The organism is Coprococcus sp. RTP21204st1_G4_RTP21204_210225, assembly GCF_040915385.1.
Lineage (GTDB): Bacteria > Bacillota > Clostridia > Lachnospirales > Lachnospiraceae > Allocoprococcus > Allocoprococcus comes.
In genome coordinates, this window is the sequence record NZ_JBCPDP010000008.1 from 103,026 (window position 1) to 123,718 (window position 20,693).

Here is a 20,693-nt window from a genome sequence, read left to right on the forward strand (position 1 = left end):
GCAACCATAAACAATAAACTGATTTCTATCGTAGAACGAGGAGTAAAGAACGGATACAACTACATAAAATATTCTAATGGAGATGCTGTTGTATGGTGTAAATACACATGGAATACTAACATTGATATAAGTTGGTATGGATTATATTTTGTTTCTAGTAAAGCTGTAGATTTTCCATTCACATTCAAGGAAGCACCATTGATTATAGTATCTCCTGGGACTACAAATGAACTATATTGGACAGGAGTCAATGAAGTAAGCACAACTGGATATAAACTTACAGCTTATTCGGTAAAAAAGGGAATGTGTTATTCACAATGTAATATGCTTATAATCGGAAAATGGAAATAATTTAGTTCTTTTTGTACAGAACAAATACATTCGCTAACGCAATACATGTTCCCGTTCCGAAATTGTGTCCTTTTATGTAAAGCAGATCCTCACTACTGTTATAATAACAGGACACGATATTTACCCATGCATCCCAATCTCCAACTAGGTCATATCCGATTACTCCAATAGGTGTGTAGCCATTTACTGTAGGCGGTTTTAAATAATAATTGAAATCCTTTCCTGCGCCAACGTTTATATTATTTGTTACAGTTACTTGCTTTACAGACAATAAACTTTTTAAATTATTGTTCATCGTTGTCTCTGCATTTTTTAATTTGCTATTTAGTTCAGAATCCCTCTAAAAAGAAGAAAGGGGCAAACAGAAAAATGAAAATCACATTCAATGATGGTCAGGAACTGCAGATCCAGCAGGTCACTGAGCAGACGGATGGCGCACTTCTGATCAAGACCATTTCAGCACACGAGGATCAGCTGAAGACTTTATTCTCTGATCAGACAACAACTAAGAGAATGTCTGTGAGCGAACGGGATGCAGATACCGTTGTGTATGAAAACTACACAAAGCTCGATGCAATCGTGAAGTACACGGCCGGCATTCTTGGTGTGTTAATGTACCGGGAAGGAGAGGATCCGGACAGCCGGATAGCAGCTCTGGAGGCACGACTTAAAGAAGCAGAAGAGAAAAATACGAACCTGCAGTCAAGAGTCGAAAAAGCGGAGGAGAAAAATGAAATGCTCGAAGGATGCATTTTGGAAATGTCCGAAACGGTATATCAGTAAAACGATAATTGTATTAACCATTTTATTTTTATTCACATTATTACAAATTTCAGGAGGAAAAGAAATGATGGCAATGTTATGGGCACAGCAGATTATGTTAGGAAAGAAAACTTATCCACAGGTACCGAGACTTTTAAAGGACAAGGTAAAAGAGGTCCTGATTGATTCCGGAGCAGAAGATCTGGTAACAGAAGACAAGCAGTAGAGGTGAAGCGTAGATGGCAGTAAAAACAGCTCAATATATATTTAATGGTCAGGCATACAATCTGACCTATAATTCGACCTCCGGGAAATGGGAAGCTACGGTTACAGCTCCAAGTAAGTCGAGCTACAATCAGCCGGATCATGTTCTTGGCGGAACAGTAAAGGCTACAGATGAGGCCGGCAATACTACCACGGTAGATCAGAGTCATGCTACTCTCGGCGCATCACTTAAACTCCGTGTAAAAGAAAAGACAGCACCGACTATCACGATCACGTCTCCGTCTGCAGGAGCTTATATCACAAATACAACTCCGACTATCGAATTCCAGGTAAAAGATACAGACTCCGGAGTAAATGCAGGAACAATCGCAGTCACAGTTGATGGTACAGTCGTATCGACGGTAACAAAGACTGCTATTGACGGTGGATATAAGTGCACATGCACATCACCGACGTTAAAAGATGGATCGCATACGATTTCGGTCAAGGCATCCGACAATGATGGTAATGCAGCTGCAGCTAAGACAGCAACATTTACAGTTGATACAGTGCCTCCGACACTGCAGATCACAGCTCCATCAAATAACCTTATAACCAACAAGAAGACGGTAACGGTAAGTGGTAAAACAGATGACGTATCATCTAAGCCAGTTACAGTAACGGTAAATGGAGCAACTGTAACGGTCGGAACAGACGGAACATTTACTAAGGACGTGACTCTTGCTGAGGGTGCAAACACCATCACAATCGTAGCTAAAGACAAAGCCGGAAAGACTACTACAGTCACACGTAAGGTTACTGTCGATACGTCAGCTCCGGTAATTAAGTCAGTGACTCTTACTCCGAATCCAGTAGACTGCGGAAAGACATTCATTATTGCAGTCGAGATTACCGACTAGGCGGTGCGCCTATGGTAGTAAAGGTAAGCGGTAAGATAGATGGAAAAGAAGTAATATTCGAGAGAGATGAAGGGGACCGGTGGAATGCCACGGTCCCTTATGATTTAGATGGAATGTATGTGGTGGAGCTGACGGCAGAAAATGATGCAGGCAATATTGCATACTGCACGAAGATGCTGTTGATTGTTGATCCGGCTACTCTATGCGTAAGACTTGTTCCACTTGATTATATGGTGGAAATTGTTCCGGAAGACTGTAAGGTTACAGTTATTCCGGAAGATTATGCTGTAGAGGCAGTTCCGGAGCAGTATCAAGTTATCGCAGAGCCAGATCCGCTCTTTGTGGAGGTAATTTATCCGATACACGGAAGGGGGTGTTGTTGTGAATAAAATTAGATTTATCCTGGGCGAAGACAAGCACGTTAAGCTATTGGTGCGAAGTCCTAACGATGAGCCATTTACGATTCTGACAGCATCTTATGAGCTGGCACGTTACACAGACATCGTGGTGCAAGGAGAGTGTGATATCAATGAGCATTATCTTGACTGCAAGATTGCTCCGAAAGAAAAAGGAACACATATATTGGAAGTGACTTATACGGTTGCGGATTCGATCAGGAAAGCAAGGATAGAAGTTGAGGTGGTTTAATGCTTAAAATTACAGATGTGAAATTAAGCAAAAATACGGTTGCGACCGGGGAAAAATTTACGATTTCTGTACAGATCCAGGAAACGGTTGATTATCCGTATGACTATCCATACGATTATCCGATATCTTATACCGGAGCAGCAAAGCCGGTAAATTCATAAAGAAAGAATGAGGAATATGAAAGTGGAACAGGCAAACTATATCAAAGCAATTTTTACAGCAGTATTTGCTTTCCTGTCAGCGCTTCTTGGAGTGCTTGCAGTGCCGGTGATCCTGCTGGTGGTATGTAATCTGATTGATTATGCTACCGGACTTATGGCAAGCAAATACAGAGCACAGGATATCAATTCCTATAAAAGTATCAGAGGAATTTTCAAAAAGGTATCTATGTGGCTGCTGGTAGTTGTGGGAGCGATTATTGATGAAATGCTTCTATATGCATCAACTTCAATTGGTTGGAAGTCACCAGTCACATTTCTGGTGGCATGTGTCGTGGCAATGTGGCTGATCTGCAATGAGATTATCAGTATTTTAGAAAATATTCAGGACATGGGAGTGAATATCCCGGCATTTATGCAGCCGCTTGTGAAACACATCCGATCGCAGGTGGAAGATCAGGTGAAAGTAGATAATGATTCAGGGGGCGAATAGTCGCCCTCTTTTTGAAAGGAGAAACATTATGGCAATGAATGGAATTGATATTGCAAGTTATCAGGCAGGAATTGACCTCAGTGTGGTCCCGTGCGATTTTGTGATCGTAAAGGCAACAGAGGGAACAGGCTACGTGAACCCAGATTTCACAAGAGCTTACGCACAGGCTAAGAACGCCGGAAAGTGTCTCGGTATCTACCATTATGCGAATGGTGGAGATTACCAGAAAGAAGCAGATTACTTCCTTGATAGAATCGGAAAACGTGTAGGCGAAGCAATTCTCTGCCTTGACTGGGAGGGGAAGAGCAACCCGGCATTCGGTAGCTCAGATTTTGCATGGTGCAAGAGCTGGCTTGACTATGTATACCAGAAAACAGGCGTAAGACCTCTTTTGTATTGTTCGCAGTCTGTAGCCTATAAATTCAACAATATCGGAAACTATGGACTCTGGATTGCACAGTACGCAGACATGAACGCCACAGGCTATCAGGATAAGCCGTGGAATGAGGGAGCTTATACTTGTGTTATCCGGCAGTATAGCTCTTGTGGTAGATTGAATGGATGGGGCGGTAATCTCGATCTGGATAAATTCTACGGAGATAAGGACGCATGGAACAAATACGCCGGAAAAGGAAACGCCATTAAGCCGACACAGCCATACGAGCCAGAAAGGAATACACCTTCTGGCACTACACTTGATCTGGCAGTTGGAGTCATGCAGGGAAAATACGGGAACGGAGATGCACGTAAATCTGCTCTTGGATCGCGGTACAGTGAAGTACAGGGATTTATTGATCACATCAGTTCCGCATCAGTAGATATGCTTGTAAATGAGACGAAATCCGGTAAATATGGAAATGGAGATACAAGGAAGATTGTTCTCGGCAGCCGGTATACGGAAGTACAGAACAAGATCAACGCTGCGTTTGCCAGAAAATCAAATGAGCAGATCGCACAGGAAGTTCTTGTCGGTAAATGGGGCAATGGAAACGACAGAAAGAATCGTCTATCAGCTGCCGGATATGACTACAATACGATTCAGAATATCGTGAACGGTAAGTCAGGTGCTTCATCCGCACAGTATTACACCGTGCAGAGCGGAGATACGCTTTCCGGTATCGCATCCAAGTATGGCACATCCTACCAGAAGGTTGCGCAGTTGAATGGAATCAGCAATCCGAATGTGATCTATGTTGGTCAGAGACTGCGGGTGAAATAAATCACGGTTGACAGCGCCAAACATGAGGACTTATAATTCCCTTAAAATAAGAAGAAATAACTTTATAGGTTGTGGCAAAATGGTTGACCCAATGGGGTTCTAAAGCACTTGGTGATCAGGGGTATTCTCCGTCGGAAATCCTCCGCTATTATTACGGAGATGATATTTACATCAATACCGCTGAAGAAATTTCAGGCATTCCGTCTTCATGGCCAGGGTATACCCTTTCCCAGGGTTCTTCTGGTACAAAAGTCCGGCAAATGCAGGAACAGCTAAATGTCATTGCCGGTGCATACCCGGCAATTCCGAAAATCACAGTTGACGGTATTTATGGTCCGGCAACAGCGTCGTCCGTCAGAAAATTCCAGTCGGTGTTCGGGCTTCCGGTAACCGGAACTGTTGATTACCGTACATGGTATAAAATTTCCGAAATTTATGTAGGTGTATCCAGAATTGCAGAATTGTCCTGACTTGGATTTTATATTATGATCTAAGTTTTCTCCCAAAGTCTGCTTTTATGCAAAGAATGCCAAATGTGTCATGCTTCAGTTTAAAATGTTTCATACTCATCTGGTGCAGATTACTGCAAAATAAAAAATGCTAAAATTAACAAAACCTCCCAGTGTAATCTGAATTTATTCTCCATATACTAGGAGCGTAACACAAAACAAAATGTTACAAAAAAGGAGGAAATGAATATGGCAAGTCGTTCATCAAACAGAGCAGCCGTGCCAGAAGCAAAAGGTGCACTGGACAAATTTAAATACGAGGTTGCAAGCGAACTGGGAGTACCGTTATCAGATGGGTACAACGGAGACTTAACTTCAAGACAGAACGGATCTGTCGGAGGTTATATGGTCAAGAAAATGATCGAAGAACAGGAAAAACAGATGTCCGGTCGATAGGGACAGTCAGTGAAGGTATCACAGGCATTTCTGCCGGATACAAAAAGGGAATGTCTGATAAACAGGCACTCCCTTTTTCTCTGATCACTAAGCTGGAAATCGGACTTGAACCGACGACCCCTTCATTACGAGTGAAGTGCTCTACCGACTGAGCTATTCCAGCATTCGTACTGCTTTTGCAGTCACGAATTATATTATATCAAATTTTTGAATAAAAGCAACTCTTTTTTAAAAAAATTACACTTTAAAATAAACATAAAAAATAGGTATTGAAATCTGTAACCAGATATGGTAAACTTTTTACAATTTGAGAAAGTGTGGGCGCTCTGGAATTGAAAAGACTCCAAGAGTGCCCCTTTTTTGAGAATAAAAGAGTATTACGAAGGGATAAGGTGAACATATGAAAGCGTTTCTAATTTTAGAAGACGGAACTGTGTTTGAAGGCACAAGCATCGGCTCAACAAAAGATATGATTAGTGAGATTGTATTCAATACTTCAATGACTGGATACTTAGAGGTGCTGACAGACCCTTCTTACGCCGGACAGGCCGTTGTCATGACATATCCGCTGATCGGAAACTATGGTATTACACCGGATATGGAGTCCAAGAAGGCGTGGCCGGATGGTTATATTGTAAGAGAATTGTCCAGAATGCCAAGCAACTTCCGTTGTGAAGGTACAATTCAGGATTTCCTGAAAGAACAGGATATTCCGGGAATTGCAGGAATTGATACCAGAGCACTTACCAAAATCCTCCGCGAAAAGGGTACAATGAATGGTATGATCACAACGAATGAAAATTACAATCTGGACGAGGTACTTCCGAAACTTCATGCATACAAAGTAGGAGATGTAGTTTCCAAAGTAACTTGCAGTGAAAAATATGTTTTAGAAGGCAATGGACCAAAAGTTGCATTGATGGACTTTGGTGCTAAGAACAACATTGCAAGGTCTTTAAATGATCGTGGATGTGAAGTTACCGTTTACCCGGCAAATACACCTGCAGAAGAGATCATTTCCGCAAATCCGGACGGTATCATGCTGTCGAACGGACCTGGCGATCCGGCGGATTGCACTTCCATTATTAAAGAAATCAGAAAATTATACGACTCAGATATCCCGATCTTTGCAATCTGTCTGGGACATCAGCTGATGGCACTCGCCAACGGTGGTAAGACCTATAAGTTGAAATACGGACACAGGGGCGGGAACCATCCGGTAAAAGATCTGCAGACAGGAAGAGTTTATATTTCTTCCCAGAACCATGGGTATGCTGTAGATGCTGATAGTATTCCGGAAAGCGTTGCAGTACCTGCATTTGTGAACGTCAATGACAAGACAAACGAAGGAATGTCATACGTTGGAAAGAATATTTTTACAGTACAGTTCCATCCGGAAGCTTGCCCGGGACCACAGGATTCTGGTTACTTGTTTGACAGATTTATGGATATGATGGGAGGAACAAAATAATGCCAAGAAATAAAGACATAAAGAAAGTATTAGTTATTGGTTCCGGTCCAATCGTAATCGGACAGGCAGCAGAATTTGACTATGCCGGAACACAGGCATGCCGTTCACTGAAGGAAGAAGGACTTGAAGTTGTACTTCTGAATTCGAATCCGGCAACGATCATGACAGACAAAGATATTGCAGACCGCGTTTATATCGAACCACTTACGGTAGAAGTTGTAGAACAGCTGATCCTTAAAGAAAAACCGGACAGCGTACTTCCTACCCTTGGAGGCCAGGCCGGACTGAACCTTGCAATGGAGCTGGAAGAAGCAGGATTCCTTAAGGAACATAATGTGAGACTGATCGGTACAACGGCGGAAACCATCAAGAAAGCAGAAGACCGTCTGGAATTTAAAGATACCATGGAAAAGATCGGTGAGCCGGTTGCAGCTTCACTGGTCGTTGAAAATATAGAAGATGGTGTCGCGTTTGCAGATAAGATCGGATATCCTGTTGTTCTTCGTCCGGCATATACCCTCGGCGGAAGCGGTGGTGGTATCGCACATGATCAGGAACAATTGGAAGAAATCCTTGAGAATGGACTCCGTTTGTCACGTGTAGGACAGGTTCTTGTAGAACGCTGCATTGCAGGATGGAAAGAAATCGAGTACGAAGTAATGCGAGACAGTGCTGGAAACTGTATTACTGTATGTAATATGGAAAATATCGATCCGGTCGGAGTTCATACCGGTGACAGTATCGTTGTTGCACCTTCCCAGACTCTTGGAGATAAAGAATATCAGATGCTGCGTACTTCGGCACTGAATATCATTACAGAACTGAATATTACTGGTGGATGTAACGTACAATATGCATTACATCCAGACTCTTTTGAATATTGTGTAATTGAGGTAAACCCGCGTGTAAGCCGTTCTTCTGCACTGGCTTCCAAAGCGACAGGATACCCGATCGCAAAAGTTGCTGCAAAGATTGCCCTTGGATATACACTGGACGAGATCAAGAATGCAGTTACAAAGAAAACTTATGCAAGCTTCGAGCCAATGCTTGACTACTGTGTTGTTAAGATGCCGAGACTTCCGTTCGATAAATTTATCAGTGCAAAGAGAACGTTGACGACACAGATGAAAGCTACCGGAGAAGTTATGAGTATTTGCGATAATTTTGAAGGAGCTCTTATGAAAGCAATCCGTTCTCTGGAGCAGCATGTAGACTGCCTGCTTTCTTATGATTTCTCAGCACTTTCCAAAGAAGAAATTCTGGAAAAACTGGAAATCGTAGATGACCGCAGAATCTGGATGATCGCAGAAGCACTCCGCAAAGGAATCTCTTATGACGAGATCCATGCGATCACAAAGATCGACAAATGGTTCATCGACAAGATCGCAATCCTTGTTGAGATGGAACAGGCTCTGAAGACACAGGAACTCACACCGGAACTTCTGAAAGAAGCAAAACGTATTGAATTCCCGGATAATGTTATTGCACGACTGACCGGAAAAGATGAGAGAGAAATCCACGATATGCGTCATGCAAACGGAATCGTTGCAGCATACAAGATGGTTGATACCTGTGCGGCTGAGTTCGCAGCAGAGACCCCATATTATTATTCTGTATTCGGAAGCCAGAACGAAGTAGAAGAGACTTCTGGCAAAAAGAAAGTTCTAGTACTTGGATCAGGACCGATCCGTATCGGACAGGGTATCGAGTTCGACTTCTGTTCTGTACATTGTACATGGGCATTTGCAAAAGAAGGATACGAGACTATTATCGTAAATAACAACCCGGAAACTGTAAGTACCGATTTCGATATCGCAGATAAGCTGTATTTCGAACCACTTACTCCGGAAGATGTAGAGAGCATTGTAGACCTGGAAAAACCGGACGGAGCAGTTGTTCAGTTTGGTGGACAGACTGCGATCAAATTAACAGAATCCCTGATGAAGATGGGAGTGCCGATTCTTGGAACTTCCGCAGAAGATGTAGATGCCGCAGAGGACAGAGAGCTCTTTGACGAGATCCTTGCACAGTGCAATATTCCACGTCCGAAGGGAGATACAGTATTTACCGCTGAAGAAGCAAAAGAGGTTGCCAACCGTCTCGGATATCCGGTACTGGTTCGTCCTTCTTATGTACTTGGCGGACAGGGAATGCAGATTGCAATCAACGATCATGATATTGATGAATTTATCGGAATCATCAACCGTATTGCACAGGATCACCCGATTCTGGTTGATAAATATTTGGTCGGTAAAGAAATTGAGGTCGATGCAGTATGTGATGGAACAGACATTCTGATCCCTGGTATTATGGAACATATTGAGCGTGCCGGAATCCATTCTGGTGACAGTATTTCTGTATATCCTGCGCAGAGCATTTCTGAAGTGACAAAGCGTAAAATTGAAGAATATACAAAGCGTCTTGCAAAAGCCCTTCACGTAATTGGTATGATCAACATCCAGTTCATCGTATGTGGCGAAGATGTTTATGTCATCGAAGTAAACCCACGTTCAAGTCGTACCGTTCCTTATATCAGTAAGGTAACAGGTATCCCGATCGTTCCGCTTGCTACAAGAGCGATCATCGGACATAAGATCAGAGAAATGGGTTACACACCGGGACTTCAGAAAGAAGCTGATTATATTGCAATCAAGATGCCGGTATTCTCATTTGAGAAGATCCGTGGTGCAGATATCAGCCTTGGACCGGAAATGAAGTCTACAGGTGAGTGTCTGGGAATTGCAACTACATTTAACGAGGCACTTTACAAAGCGTTCCTTGGAGCTGGAATCAACCTTCCAAAATATAAGAACATGATCATGACTGTTCGTGATGAGGATAAGGGAGAAGCTGTCGAGATCGGACGCAGATTTGAGGCACTTGGCTACCGCATCTTTGCAACACGCGGTACAGCTGATGCATTAAAAGAAGGCGGCGTAAAAGCAATTCCGGTCAATAAGATTGAGCAGGAATCACCGAACCTGATGGATCTGATCCTTGGACACGAGATCGACCTTGTAATTGATACTCCTCCACAGGGAGCAGATCATGCACGAGATGGATTTGTAATCCGTCGTAATGCAATCGAGACAGGTGTTAATGTACTGACAGCTATGGATACGGCAAGAGCACTTGTGACAAGTCTGGAAAATACAGATATCCGTCAGCTTACACTGATTGATATTGCGAAAGTTGAATAAGATGTTATGAATACGGACAGGCAGGGATTGGATTCTCTGCCTGTTTGTGTTATGGAAAATGCAGGGACGAGACGGACGCTACAGTGGCAAAAGAATGTGAAGCTGTGTAGAGGATTTCGGATATTGGCTGGAATTGCGGGGAAGGAGTTTTATAGTGTGAAAACTATTGTATGTGTGGATAACCGGATGGGGATATGTTTTAATGGCAGGAGAGTGAGCCGGGACCGGATGGTGTCAGAGGATATTCTTGAGATGACGAGAGGGAATGTGCTCTGGATGGCGCCGGAGGCAGATAAGCTTTTTAAAGAAGTCTTTAAAGCAAAAGAAGAGGTATGCCGGGAAATTGGGACTGGGAAGAAAATACAGGACGCAGGGCGACTGGAGGATGAAAAAATGTGGAAGGTTGACCGGAATTTTCTGGAAAAGGCAGAAGAAGAGGATTTCTGTTTTGTTGAGGGGGAGAATCTGGCTGGATATGAGGGGAAGATTACAGAGATTGTTCTGTATAAATGGAACCGGGATTATCCGGCAGATGTATTTTTTGAGGTAGATTTAAGCAAGTGGAGACTGGAAGAGAGAAAAGATTTTTCCGGTTACTCCCATGAGAAGATTACAAAAGAAATTTACAACAGGCAGGGATTGCTATGAAGAAGAAAATTGGGAAAATGAGAGGTGTGCTGCTTCTGACGTTTGCATTGTTTCTGACAGCGTGTGGCACAGGTGGAGCAGATGCGCAAAGTGCATCATATGGAAACAGTCAGGCAGCAGTAGTTGAAAGGCAGTCGGGTAGCGGAGAAAATGAATCGACAGCAGGTGGCAGCCAGGATCCGGTGAGCGCTACATTGGATAATATTCCGGCATACAGCGGAACACCGTATGTAGTGATTGACGATAATGAACCGGATTTTACCGAAGATGAGCTGACAGATCAGTCTTATGAAAGCTACAGTGATCTGGATGAGCTGGGACGATGCGGCGTTGCCGCGTCCAACATTGGGACAGATCTGATGCCGACCGGGAAAAGAGGAAAGATTGGACAGGTGAAACCGTCCGGGTGGCAGACAATAAAATTTGACAATGTGGATGGAAAATATCTTTACAACCGTTGTCATCTGATAGGCTATCAGCTGACGGCAGAAAATGCAAACGAAAAGAATCTGATTACAGGAACCCGCTATATGAATGTGGATGGGATGCTGCCATTTGAAAATATGGTTGCCGACTACATCAAAGAGACAGATAATCATGTAATGTATCGTGTCACACCGGTATTTGAAGGGGGGAATCTGGTTGCATCCGGAGTTTTAATGGAAGCAGAATCAGTGGAGGATCATGGAGAAGGTGTGAAATTTAATGTGTATGTCTATAATGTACAGCCGGGAATTACGATTGATTATGCAACGGGAAAGGCAGTGCTTTCCGATACGGATGCGTCAGCGGGTACGGGAAAAACCAGTGGAAATACAGAGAAAAAGATGTATGTGTTGAATGAAAATACAAAGAAGTTCCATACGCCGGAGTGCTCAGGAGTAAAAGATATCAAAGAAGGAAATAAAAAAACATTTACAGGTTCAAGAGAAGAACTGACTAAAGAGGGGTATAGCCCGTGTGGGAGATGTAAACCGTAAGAGGAAAATAAAAGAAAAACTGCATATTCTGCAAAAAATATAAAACAAACGGGAGATTTTTAAACAAAATCTCCCGTTTTCTGCTATAATAGAAAACATACTTAATGAATATACATTAGAGGAAATGTGTAAAAGAAAAAGGAGGAACTTTCTCATGAATACTTATCATATGGGAACAAAATGCGTGCAGGGAGGATATACACCTGGAAATGGAGAGCCGAGACAGGTTCCGATCATTCAGTCTACGACATTCAAATACAATACAAGTGAAGATATGGGAAAATTATTTGATCTGGAGGCATCCGGATATTTCTACACCCGTCTGCAGAATCCGACTAACGACCACGTAGCGGCAAAGATCGCGGCGATGGAAGGCGGAACAGCTGCAATGTTGACTTCTTCCGGACAGGCAGCGAATTTCTTTGCTATGTTCAATATCTGTGAAGCAGGAGATCATATTGTGGCTTCCTCTTCGATTTATGGTGGAACCTTCAATCTGATCAGTGTGACAATGAAGAAAATGGGAATTGACGCAACATTTGTTTCTCCGGATGCAACAGAAGAAGAATTAAATGCGGCATTCCAGCCAAATACAAAGCTGATGTTTGGTGAGACGATTGCCAATCCGGCACTTACTGTTCTGGATATTGAGCTTTTTGCAAAGGTTGCGCATGCGCATAGTGTACCGCTGATCGTGGATAATACCTTCCCGACACCGGTCAACTGTCGTCCGATCGAATGGGGAGCAGATATTGTGACACATTCGACTACAAAATATATGGACGGACATGGAGCAGCAGTCGGTGGAGCAATCGTAGACAGTGGTAAATTTGACTGGATGGCTCATGCAGATAAATATCCCGGACTTTGCACACCGGATGAAAGCTATCATGGAATTACCTATGCTGAGAAATTCGGAAAAGAAGGCGCATTTATCACAAAATGTACTTCTCAGTTGATGCGTGATCTCGGATCGATCCAGGCACCACAGAATGCATTTATCCTGAATCTCGGACTGGAATCTCTTCATGTGCGTATGCCAAGGCACGTGGAGAACGGACAGGCTGTGGCAGAATTTCTGGAGCAGCACCCAAAGGTTGCTTATGTCAATTATCCGGGACTTCCATCTAACAAATACTATGAAAGAGCAAAGAAATACATGCCAGACGGGGGCTGTGGAGTGGTATCTTTCGGATTGAAAGGTGGAAGAGAAGCTGCTTCCGTATTCATGCAGAATCTGAAGCTTGGAGCGATTGAAACCCATGTGGCAGATGCGAGAACCTGTTGCCTGAACCCGGCAACATCCACACATCGCCAGATGAATGATGAGCAGTTAAAAGAAGCAGGGGTTCCGGCAGAACTGATTCGCATCAGTCTGGGACTTGAAGATAAAGAGGATCTGATCGCAGATATTTCTGCGGCACTTGACGCAATTCAATAATCGTGTCACAATGACAGATAAAGAAATCTGATCAGACAGGAGGAAAAGAGTCATGACAAAGAAATCAGAAAGACAACCAATCAAAGCAGAAAATGTAGCGGGTGGCGCAGGCTATATCCTGAAGGAAGAACTGATCAAAGGTGAACAGCTCGGTGCGTACTGCAAGATGTTCAATGAAGTAACGTTAAAACCTGGATGTGAGATCGGATATCATGAGCATCATGGAGAGACTGAGACTTACTATCTGACAAAAGGGGCAGGCATTTACAATGATAATGGCAAAGAATATCCGGTAGAAGTTGGTGATGTGACTTTCTGTGCAGACGGAAATGGACATGGCATCAAGAATGCGGGGGAAGAAGATCTTGTGTTTGTGGCGCTTATTTTGAAAGAATAGTGTGAAGAGGGACGGATCCTGGCGCAAATGATATTGATCGTCACCTATGAAACTGTCACTGGCAGTTTCATACGGATGCATGGCAACTCTGAAGCTTGTACAAAAAAGGGGATGATGTTCGTGTAAACACGGACACCACCCCTATTTTTGTGCGCTCTTAGTCGCAACGATTCAATATCATTTGCGCCGGGATCCTGTGCTGCTCAAAATTTTTAGAAATAAGAGTTGGCGATTTAGTGAATGGTCTTCTTGTGGGGATAGGAAACATTATGCAAAGAAATCCTGTATTCCCTGAAGCAGTCTCTTATTATCTTCCGGAGCCATAATGCAGAACCGGAAGTATTCCCCGCCCAGTTCTTTGAAGCTGGAGCAGTCTCTCACCATCAGACCCTGCTTGATCAGAAATTCAAACACATCCGCAGAAGTAACTCCCTCTTTTTCAATCTTTACCAGTACAAAATTCGCATAAGCAGGATACACAGTCAGCACATTGATTTTGGAGATTTCAGTGCACATTTTGTCTCGCTCGGAGAGGATCAGATCCCGTGTTTTCCGGATATACTCCTGATCCTGGAGCATTTTCTCACCAGCGTAAGCGCCGAGGCTGTTCAGACTCCATGGGTTTTGCATCAGCAGAAGATCCTGAAGAAACTGGCTGTTACTGGTTGCACCGTAGCCGAGGCGGAGACCAGGTGCGGCATAAAATTTGGATACGCCACGGAGAATCATCAGATTATCAAAACTGCTGATCAGAGACATGGAAGAAATTTCATTAATATCCGGTGCAAATTCAACGTAAGTCTCATCGATCATCAAGAAAGAGCCAGCCTCCCGGCAGCAGTCCAGAATGGTCTGGATCTCAGGCATTTTGAGAGCGGACGAAGTCGGATTGTTCGGGTTACATAATATCACCAGATCATAGCCCTTCCTGATTTCTTCGCAGAAGGCATGGATATCAAGATGGAACTGATCTGACTCTTTTAACAGGTAAGTATGGATGGAACTTCCCACCAGATCCAGTTCACGTCCATACTCGGAATAAGTTGGTCCAAGAACCAGCGTTTTTTGTGGTTTCCGTGTCTGGATCAGGAGAGAGATCAGCTCGGTAGAACCATTTCCGACGATTACATGTTCCGGTAAAATCTGGCAGTAATCGGCAATCACTTTCTTCAAAGTAGTGTAATTTCGGTCCGGATAACTACTGAGAAGATCCAGATGTGCAGCAAGATCTTTTTTCAGGTTTTTGGATAATCCAAGTGGGTTGACATTGGCTCCAAAGCAGACGATCTCGTCCACCGGTACATGATAAAATGCGGCGACAGCAGCGGTGTCACTTCCATGAAACTGCGGTTTTGCTTCCATAAATAGTATTCTCCTTTGTGTATAACAAAAATCTGTGAATTAAAAAAATCGGGTATTCCGCATTGCCTGATATGTAGAATAATGTTATAATTTATTATAATGTCTTTTTGAAAAAATGCAATGCAGAAGTAGGTGGCAAGCTTGAAGAATAAAATAAAAAAATTTTCCAAAGGAGATTTTCGAACTGTTCATCCGGAGATTGTACTGCCGGTAACGAATCTTGAGATGACGATCGGGGAAGGAGAGTCCTGCCAGGGAAGTTTCATTTTGAAGAACAGGAAAGAAGGAGATATCAGAGGACTTGTATATTCTTCTTCTTTTCGTATACATTTAGAAGAACAGGGATTTGAGGGCAACCCGGTGGAGCTCCGTTTTACTTATGATGGAAGCGGACTTGCTCCCGGGCATGTTGAACAGGGAAAGTTTACGATTGTATGTAATGGTGGAGAATTTGAGGTAAACTTTACTGCGATCATTGAAAAACCATCAGTCGAGACTTCCTGTGGAAGAGTACAGAATATCCGTGATTTTAAAAGGCTGGCGATGGAGAACTTTATCGAGGCACACCGTCTTTTCAGATCACGCGATTTTTATGACGTGATAAAGTATGAAGAGCCAAGGATAAAGGCACTTTATGATAATATTAGGAAATGGTCTCTCGGTGAGCAGGCGATGGAAGAATTTCTGGTCGGAATCAAACAGAAAGAATGTATTTTCCTGACAATGGGACGGAATCAGAGAACTTTCCGCAATTTAAAAGAAGCAACCCGTGAGATTATTCATTTTACAAAGAATACTTGGGGATTTATGCCGGTGAAGGTGCATGTGAGCGGTGATTTTATCCAGATTGGAAGGGATAACTTTACAACGGACGATTTTGTGGGAAATCTGTTTGATTTCAGTTATATCATTCATCCGGAAAAGGCTCATGCGGGAAATAATTATGGACAGATTGTTTTTGAAAGTCCGTATGAATCGCTGACCTATGAGGTAATGTTGGCCAATCACAAGGATCATGCAGAGAACAGACGTGTGGCAGATAAGACGATTGCATCAATCATAAAGGATTTCCTTGCGTGTAATGCGGAAGGAAAGGATCTGACAGCCTGGGCGGACGCAACAAGAGAAAAACTGAAGGGACTGGATATATATTCAGAAGACGGAGATGTTTATCCACTGTTTGATGCACATCTTAACCTGCTCTGTAAGGAGCCGGACAAGGCCAGTGGTATTCTGGATGATTACAATTACAGCCGTTTCTCAGTGAATAAGGATTCGGTCATTTCATCGTATTATCTGTATCTGACTGCGCTTTTGAGAAAATCAGGCAGCCAGGTTAACAAAGCAATTGAAGAACTGAATAAGGCATATATGAAAGAACCAACTTCATGGGAGCTTGTGTGTATGCTGATTGACATTGATCCGGAATATAAAAACTACAGCAAAAAATTACAGGTTCTGGAACGCCACTGCAGCAACGGTGCGAACCAGGTAATTCTGTACTGGCAGGCATACCGGTGTTTTCTGGAGAAGCCAACCTGTCTGAAAAAGCTCTCGGCATTTGAAGTACAGATTCTCAATTTTGCGCAGAAGCACGGAGTTCTGACAAAGGAAATTGCGCTTTATATGGCGAACCTTGCATCCCAACAGCGGACTTATGATAAGAATCTGGATGTTGTGATGCAGAAGGTTTATCGGATTTTCCCGGATCCACAGATTCTGACAGCAATTTGTACCCATCTGATCCGTGGCAATCGGACAACACCGGAATGCTTCAAGTGGTATGCCTTGGCAGTAAAAGAAGATCTGAAGATTGCGCAGCTTTTTGAATATTATATGATGACTGTGGATGACAAATATCTGGACAGACAGTTTCCAAAATCCGTATTACTTTACTTCCGGCATGGAAATACACTGGAATATAAAAAAGCAGCGGTGTTGTATGCAAATCTGATTAACTGTGAGGAAGAAAGCAGTGAGCTTTACAGTGCTTACAGAGAGCAGATGGAGCGGTTTGCCTGGATGCAGCTTGAGAATCGAAGGATCAATGATATTCTGCATATTATTTACAAACGCTGCTGTACTGAGCGGGATATGACACCGGAAAGAATCCGGGCAGTTTATGATATCTGCCATGCTTATGAGATTAAGACAACGGTAAAGAACATGGCGTTTGTCATGGTGATCGAGCCTGACGGAACGATCAGTCAGAAAGTACAGTACAGTGCGGATGGAGTGATTGTATATTTATACAATAAAGACGCACGGATTGTCTGGGAATCAAAAGACGGCCGCCATTACATTGATTCCATTCCATATGAGACTATGAGGATGTTCTATGAGAACCGGTATATGGAAATCTGCAAAAAATATCAGGAAGAGCATGAGGAAGAGGAACGGAAGAAAGAGAAAAAAGAACTGACCTGGGATATGCTTAGAGAGCACGGGCTGGAGATGGCAGATGAAAAAGAAGTGTTTAAAATGTGCAGTATGCGCCTGCGTGAAGAAGGTACGGAGGAGGATGATTTTCTTCTGGCATTATGCTTTGAACTGTTTCTGAAAGATCAGTATGATAAGCAGACGCTGTCTTATCTTGCTGAGTATTATTGTGGATCGACCCGTAATATGAAGAAACTCTGGCATGTGGCAAGAGATTATGATATTACAACCTACAAGCTTTCAGAAAGAATCATTACGCAGATGCTTTTCTCGGAAACTATGTTTGGTGAGGAAGAAATTTTTGCGGATTATTATGAAGGAAGAACGTATTTCCGTTTAAAGAGAGCATATCTTGCTTATGTTTCAAGAGAATATGTGGTGAACGGACGCCAGGTAAAAGGATGTATTTTTGTAATCATCGCAAATGAATACCGCAAAGAGGAAGATCTTCCGGATATCTGTAAGATCGCCCTGCTAAAATATTATTCCAGCAGGGAAGTGCATCAGGAACTGGAACCGATGCTACGGGAATTCCTGCGCGAAATGTGTGAAAAACAGCTGTATTTTTCTTTCTATTTGAAGTATCCGGAGAACTGGCTCAGAGAAGTGCAGCTTTATGATAAGACGATGATCGAATATCACGCAAAACCTGGAAGCAAAGTGGCAATTTCCTACCAGATACGGAAAGGCGAAAGTGATAATATGAATTATCAGGAAGAAATACTGCTTCCGGCATATGAAGACACTTATATCAAGAGCTTTATTTTGTTTGGTGATGAATCTCTGCGTTATTATTTTACAGAGACGAATAAGGATAAGGTGACGGTTACGGAAAAAAGTGACTATAAGCCGCGTGAGGTGAGACCAATCGGAAAATTTGGAAGACTGAATGATATGACATCACTGAAGAATGAAGCACTGGCAATCGCGATGAAGGAATTTGCAACAGAAAAACAGCTTGCTGAGGATATTTTTGTTGCTTACTAAAGGAGGAAATACTTCATGACACATGGAAGTATTATAGGATATGACATCAATGCAAAGATGTGTCAGATCAGTTATTATAATGAAAAAACACAGGAACCGGAGACGGTGGATACCGGAATTGAAAAAGAGAACAATCAGATTCCTCTGGTGATGAACTATTATAAAGAGACCTGGACTTACGGAAGACAGGCAAGAAGGATGTCTACGGTAAGGGACAGTATCTGCGTGGAAGGGATCTGGGAGTGTGCGCTTGGCAATAGGAAAATTGAGGTAGACGGACAGGAATATGAAGGCGTCCAGCTGCTGGCGGATTTTGTAAAGTACACGTTGAACGGATTTGAAGAAATTGAAAGCATCACGTTTACAGTCCCGGAGAAAAACGAAGACATCCGCGTCTTGCTGAAGGGAATCGGACAGAAACTCGGAGTGGCAAAGGAAAATATTTATGTTCAGGACTACAAGGAAAGCTTCTGTCATTATATGTTTAACCAGCCGAAAGAATTATGGCAGTATGAAGCGGCACTTTTTTACTGTGACGAGGATGTGATCCGGGCATATATGTTGCGGGAACTGAAGAACAGTTCGCAGAAAAGCAGAGAAAGCTTTGTGACGGTGGACAAGGTGGCAGATGCACGTATGGAAGAACTGGAAGCAGTTTATCCGGTGCTGCATGTTGAGAAGGCAAAAGCGGCAGATGAGCATTTTAAACGTTTTATCCAGAGTGTATTCAACAAGAAGATGATCTCTTCTGTCTTTTTGACAGGAGATGGATTTGAAAATAACTGGTATCCGAATTCTCTGCGCGTTCTCTGTAACGGACGCCGTGCGTTTATGGGAAATAATCTGTACAGTAAAGGAGCGTGTTATACAGCGCAGCGCAGAAAAGAGGAACAGTCAGATGCACCAGTCTACCTGGATGAGACAAAACTGACCGAGCAGATTTCCGTGCGGATGCGCGTGAATGGAGAAGAAGGCTGGTACCCACTGGTATCCTGGGGCAATCACTGGTACGAATCAGACAGACAGTTCGAGGTGCTTCTTGGTGATACAGAGGATATTGAGATCCATGTAGATTCTCTGGTGACCGGCAGGCATCTTGTGGAGTCGGTTTCTCTGAAAGGTATGCCGGACCGGAAAAACTATGCGCTTCGTCTGAAAATTAGTACATTCTTCTCGGATGAAAAGACCTGTCATATTATTTTTGAAGATATGGGATTTGGCGAATTTTTTGCGCCATCAGGATTCCGGTTGGAGAAGATCATTGAATTAGGAGGCAGCAATGGGCAGTTTAATTCTTTGTCATAAGAAAAAGGCAAAACATCCCTATGAAATTTCGAGGATCCATACAAGGATCAGTACACTGGAAGAGCTGTGTTATTATCTGTGCAACAATCTGTATCTGATCGATTATACGATCATGAATGAGCAGCTCTGCAGATGGATCGCAGATGAACTGGAAATGCAGGATCTTGCAGTAAAGCTGGTGGAACTGATCCGGAATCATGGTTCCGTGGAGAAATTTGTGGTTCTTGTGCTACATGAATCCAGAATCTACACACCGGGTGAAATGGCACACATCCAGAATGTTCTGGAGAAACTCAAGAACCAGAAAGAAGTAGAACGTCAGAAATACAAAGCAGATAAGCTGATGGAAAGTGGAGAACTGGAATCGGCAATCCTGGTTTACATGTCGATCGTCAACGGAGAAAAGGATGATTCGGTAGATAAGCGTTTTTATGGTCGCGTGTCTGCGTGTCTTGCCGGAGCATATGGGAGAGCATTTCTGTATGAAGAGTCGGCGAGAATGTATGAGAAGGCGTATAAGATCTGTGAAGATAATAAAATGCTCGAAGGTTACCTGTATGCAAGTTCCAGATACATGCCGCAGGATGAATATCAGAAGATGGTCATGGGCAATGAAATCCTTTTGGAAATTGACAACAAACTTACAGAAAAGATAGAAAAAGTGAGAGAAAATATCAACATCGAACCGTCAAAGGAACTGTTTGAAGAATGGAAAAAAGAGTACAGAAGAGCATAGTGTACGGGAGAAAGTTCAAGGCTGTGTATTGATTTTCGGAAAATCATGTATTATACTCTCTATGTAA

At 42.9% G+C, this 20,693-nt stretch carries 20 protein-coding genes, 1 tRNA gene and 1 pseudogene; 19 read left to right on the plus strand and 3 right to left on the minus strand.

All coding sequences use genetic code 11. The features are described from left to right. Positions 1 to 352 precede the first annotated feature (352 nt). Positions 353 to 646, minus strand: coding sequence for a hypothetical protein (locus tag AB5213_RS09615; RefSeq protein WP_270222861.1), 294 nt, complete (start codon positions 644 to 646; stop codon positions 353 to 355). 74 nt (positions 647 to 720) lie between these two features. Here AB5213_RS09615 and AB5213_RS09620 point away from each other — a divergent pair, with 74 nt between their 5' ends. From AB5213_RS09620 to AB5213_RS09665, 10 genes and pseudogenes are all read left to right on the plus strand, one after another. Next, positions 721 to 1,134, plus strand: a complete 414-nt coding sequence (locus AB5213_RS09620) for a hypothetical protein (RefSeq protein ID WP_211133492.1) — start codon at positions 721 to 723, stop codon at positions 1,132 to 1,134. A gap of 64 nt (positions 1,135 to 1,198) precedes the next feature. Continuing rightward, complete coding sequence (locus tag AB5213_RS09625) at positions 1,199 to 1,339, plus strand: hypothetical protein (RefSeq protein WP_215687325.1); 141 nt, start codon at positions 1,199 to 1,201, stop codon at positions 1,337 to 1,339. A gap of 13 nt (positions 1,340 to 1,352) precedes the next feature. Continuing rightward, positions 1,353 to 2,237, plus strand: a complete 885-nt coding sequence (locus tag AB5213_RS09630) for an Ig-like domain-containing protein (protein ID WP_288210003.1) — start codon at positions 1,353 to 1,355, stop codon at positions 2,235 to 2,237. Positions 2,238 to 2,248: 11 nt separating this feature from the next. Then, complete coding sequence (locus tag AB5213_RS09635; protein WP_055262295.1) at positions 2,249 to 2,626, plus strand: PF13754 domain-containing protein; 378 nt, start codon at positions 2,249 to 2,251, stop codon at positions 2,624 to 2,626. Further along, positions 2,619 to 2,885, plus strand: a complete 267-nt coding sequence (locus tag AB5213_RS09640) for a hypothetical protein (RefSeq protein WP_055262293.1) — start codon at positions 2,619 to 2,621, stop codon at positions 2,883 to 2,885. Before AB5213_RS09635 ends, AB5213_RS09640 begins: the two co-directional genes overlap by 8 nt. Then, positions 2,885 to 3,046 (plus strand): hypothetical protein, encoded by a 162-nt coding sequence (locus AB5213_RS09645; RefSeq protein ID WP_172679836.1) that lies wholly within the window; start codon positions 2,885 to 2,887, stop codon positions 3,044 to 3,046. The genes AB5213_RS09640 and AB5213_RS09645 overlap by 1 nt, the downstream gene beginning before the upstream one ends. Before the next feature lie 7 nt (positions 3,047 to 3,053). Beyond that, positions 3,054 to 3,536 carry a holin family protein gene (locus AB5213_RS09650; RefSeq protein ID WP_368276634.1) on the plus strand — a complete coding sequence of 161 codons (483 nt, stop codon included), beginning with the start codon at positions 3,054 to 3,056 and terminating at the stop codon, positions 3,534 to 3,536. Positions 3,537 to 3,564: 28 nt separating this feature from the next. Beyond that, positions 3,565 to 4,755 carry a GH25 family lysozyme gene (locus tag AB5213_RS09655; protein ID WP_215634743.1) on the plus strand — a complete coding sequence of 397 codons (1,191 nt, stop codon included), beginning with the start codon at positions 3,565 to 3,567 and terminating at the stop codon, positions 4,753 to 4,755. Positions 4,756 to 4,835: 80 nt separating this feature from the next. After that, positions 4,836 to 5,225 (plus strand): annotated as a pseudogene (locus tag AB5213_RS09660) (peptidoglycan-binding protein); the annotation flags it as partial. Between the two features lie 228 nt (positions 5,226 to 5,453). After that, positions 5,454 to 5,660 carry an alpha/beta-type small acid-soluble spore protein gene (locus AB5213_RS09665; RefSeq protein ID WP_022220917.1) on the plus strand — a complete coding sequence of 69 codons (207 nt, stop codon included), beginning with the start codon at positions 5,454 to 5,456 and terminating at the stop codon, positions 5,658 to 5,660. A gap of 90 nt (positions 5,661 to 5,750) precedes the next feature. On the opposite strand, the gene AB5213_RS09670 is transcribed toward AB5213_RS09665, so the two are convergent. Beyond that, positions 5,751 to 5,823: transfer RNA gene (locus tag AB5213_RS09670), tRNA-Thr, on the minus strand. A 237-nt stretch (positions 5,824 to 6,060) separates the two neighbouring features. Between AB5213_RS09670 and AB5213_RS09675 the strand changes: the two genes are divergently transcribed. From AB5213_RS09675 to AB5213_RS09700, 6 genes are all read left to right on the plus strand, one after another. Continuing rightward, positions 6,061 to 7,131: a carbamoyl phosphate synthase small subunit gene (locus AB5213_RS09675; protein WP_055157847.1), complete on the plus strand. Its 1,071-nt coding sequence runs from the start codon at positions 6,061 to 6,063 to the stop codon at positions 7,129 to 7,131. Continuing rightward, a complete protein-coding gene (carB, locus tag AB5213_RS09680) occupies positions 7,131 to 10,331 on the plus strand; it encodes a carbamoyl-phosphate synthase large subunit (RefSeq protein WP_008375273.1) in 3,201 nt (1,066 codons plus the stop codon). The genes AB5213_RS09675 and carB overlap by 1 nt, the downstream gene beginning before the upstream one ends. Before the next feature lie 156 nt (positions 10,332 to 10,487). Continuing rightward, positions 10,488 to 10,979 carry a ribonuclease Z gene (locus AB5213_RS09685; RefSeq protein WP_147574777.1) on the plus strand — a complete coding sequence of 164 codons (492 nt, stop codon included), beginning with the start codon at positions 10,488 to 10,490 and terminating at the stop codon, positions 10,977 to 10,979. Next, complete coding sequence (locus AB5213_RS09690; RefSeq protein WP_368276635.1) at positions 10,976 to 11,959, plus strand: DNA/RNA non-specific endonuclease; 984 nt, start codon at positions 10,976 to 10,978, stop codon at positions 11,957 to 11,959. Before AB5213_RS09685 ends, AB5213_RS09690 begins: the two co-directional genes overlap by 4 nt. Positions 11,960 to 12,113: 154 nt before the next feature. Continuing rightward, positions 12,114 to 13,400, plus strand: coding sequence for an O-acetylhomoserine aminocarboxypropyltransferase/cysteine synthase family protein (locus AB5213_RS09695; protein ID WP_008375280.1), 1,287 nt, complete (start codon positions 12,114 to 12,116; stop codon positions 13,398 to 13,400). Positions 13,401 to 13,452: 52 nt separating this feature from the next. Beyond that, a complete protein-coding gene (locus AB5213_RS09700; protein WP_008375282.1) occupies positions 13,453 to 13,797 on the plus strand; it encodes a cupin domain-containing protein in 345 nt (114 codons plus the stop codon). A gap of 267 nt (positions 13,798 to 14,064) precedes the next feature. Here AB5213_RS09700 and AB5213_RS09705 read toward each other — a convergent pair whose 3' ends face one another. Further along, entirely contained in the window at positions 14,065 to 15,159 is a 1,095-nt protein-coding gene (locus AB5213_RS09705; RefSeq protein ID WP_055297027.1) for a histidinol-phosphate transaminase, read from the minus strand. A gap of 132 nt (positions 15,160 to 15,291) precedes the next feature. On the opposite strand from AB5213_RS09705, the gene AB5213_RS09710 reads away from it, so the two are divergent. Genes AB5213_RS09710 through AB5213_RS09720 form a run of 3 tightly spaced genes read left to right on the plus strand, consistent with a single transcriptional unit; the run spans position 15,292 to position 20,626 of the window. Beyond that, positions 15,292 to 18,585, plus strand: coding sequence for a DUF5717 family protein (locus AB5213_RS09710; RefSeq protein ID WP_242856238.1), 3,294 nt, complete (start codon positions 15,292 to 15,294; stop codon positions 18,583 to 18,585). A gap of 15 nt (positions 18,586 to 18,600) precedes the next feature. Then, complete coding sequence (locus AB5213_RS09715) at positions 18,601 to 19,890, plus strand: DUF5716 family protein (RefSeq protein ID WP_008375290.1); 1,290 nt, start codon at positions 18,601 to 18,603, stop codon at positions 19,888 to 19,890. Further along, positions 19,865 to 20,626: a hypothetical protein gene (locus AB5213_RS09720; RefSeq protein ID WP_008375292.1), complete on the plus strand. Its 762-nt coding sequence runs from the start codon at positions 19,865 to 19,867 to the stop codon at positions 20,624 to 20,626. Before AB5213_RS09715 ends, AB5213_RS09720 begins: the two co-directional genes overlap by 26 nt. The last annotated feature ends 67 nt before the right edge of the window (positions 20,627 to 20,693 follow it).

Excerpts from the sequence above, each read along its gene's own strand:
- AB5213_RS09615 (WP_270222861.1), bottom strand. The coding sequence starts at position 646 with ATGAACAATAATTTAAAAAGTTTATTGTCTGTAAAGCAAGTAACTGTA.
- AB5213_RS09620 (WP_211133492.1), top strand. The coding sequence starts at position 721 with ATGAAAATCACATTCAATGATGGTCAGGAACTGCAGATCCAGCAGGTC.
- AB5213_RS09625 (WP_215687325.1), top strand. The coding sequence starts at position 1,199 with ATGATGGCAATGTTATGGGCACAGCAGATTATGTTAGGAAAGAAAACT.
- AB5213_RS09630 (WP_288210003.1), top strand. The coding sequence starts at position 1,353 with ATGGCAGTAAAAACAGCTCAATATATATTTAATGGTCAGGCATACAAT.
- AB5213_RS09635 (WP_055262295.1), top strand. The coding sequence starts at position 2,249 with ATGGTAGTAAAGGTAAGCGGTAAGATAGATGGAAAAGAAGTAATATTC.
- AB5213_RS09645 (WP_172679836.1), top strand. The coding sequence starts at position 2,885 with ATGCTTAAAATTACAGATGTGAAATTAAGCAAAAATACGGTTGCGACC.
- AB5213_RS09650 (WP_368276634.1), top strand. The coding sequence starts at position 3,054 with ATGAGGAATATGAAAGTGGAACAGGCAAACTATATCAAAGCAATTTTT.
- AB5213_RS09655 (WP_215634743.1), top strand. The coding sequence starts at position 3,565 with ATGGCAATGAATGGAATTGATATTGCAAGTTATCAGGCAGGAATTGAC.
- AB5213_RS09665 (WP_022220917.1), top strand. The coding sequence starts at position 5,454 with ATGGCAAGTCGTTCATCAAACAGAGCAGCCGTGCCAGAAGCAAAAGGT.
- AB5213_RS09675 (WP_055157847.1), top strand. The coding sequence starts at position 6,061 with ATGAAAGCGTTTCTAATTTTAGAAGACGGAACTGTGTTTGAAGGCACA.
- carB (WP_008375273.1), top strand. The coding sequence starts at position 7,131 with ATGCCAAGAAATAAAGACATAAAGAAAGTATTAGTTATTGGTTCCGGT.
- AB5213_RS09690 (WP_368276635.1), top strand. The coding sequence starts at position 10,976 with ATGAAGAAGAAAATTGGGAAAATGAGAGGTGTGCTGCTTCTGACGTTT.
- AB5213_RS09695 (WP_008375280.1), top strand. The coding sequence starts at position 12,114 with ATGAATACTTATCATATGGGAACAAAATGCGTGCAGGGAGGATATACA.
- AB5213_RS09700 (WP_008375282.1), top strand. The coding sequence starts at position 13,453 with ATGACAAAGAAATCAGAAAGACAACCAATCAAAGCAGAAAATGTAGCG.
- AB5213_RS09705 (WP_055297027.1), bottom strand. The coding sequence starts at position 15,159 with ATGGAAGCAAAACCGCAGTTTCATGGAAGTGACACCGCTGCTGTCGCC.
- AB5213_RS09715 (WP_008375290.1), top strand. The coding sequence starts at position 18,601 with ATGACACATGGAAGTATTATAGGATATGACATCAATGCAAAGATGTGT.
- AB5213_RS09720 (WP_008375292.1), top strand. The coding sequence starts at position 19,865 with ATGGGCAGTTTAATTCTTTGTCATAAGAAAAAGGCAAAACATCCCTAT.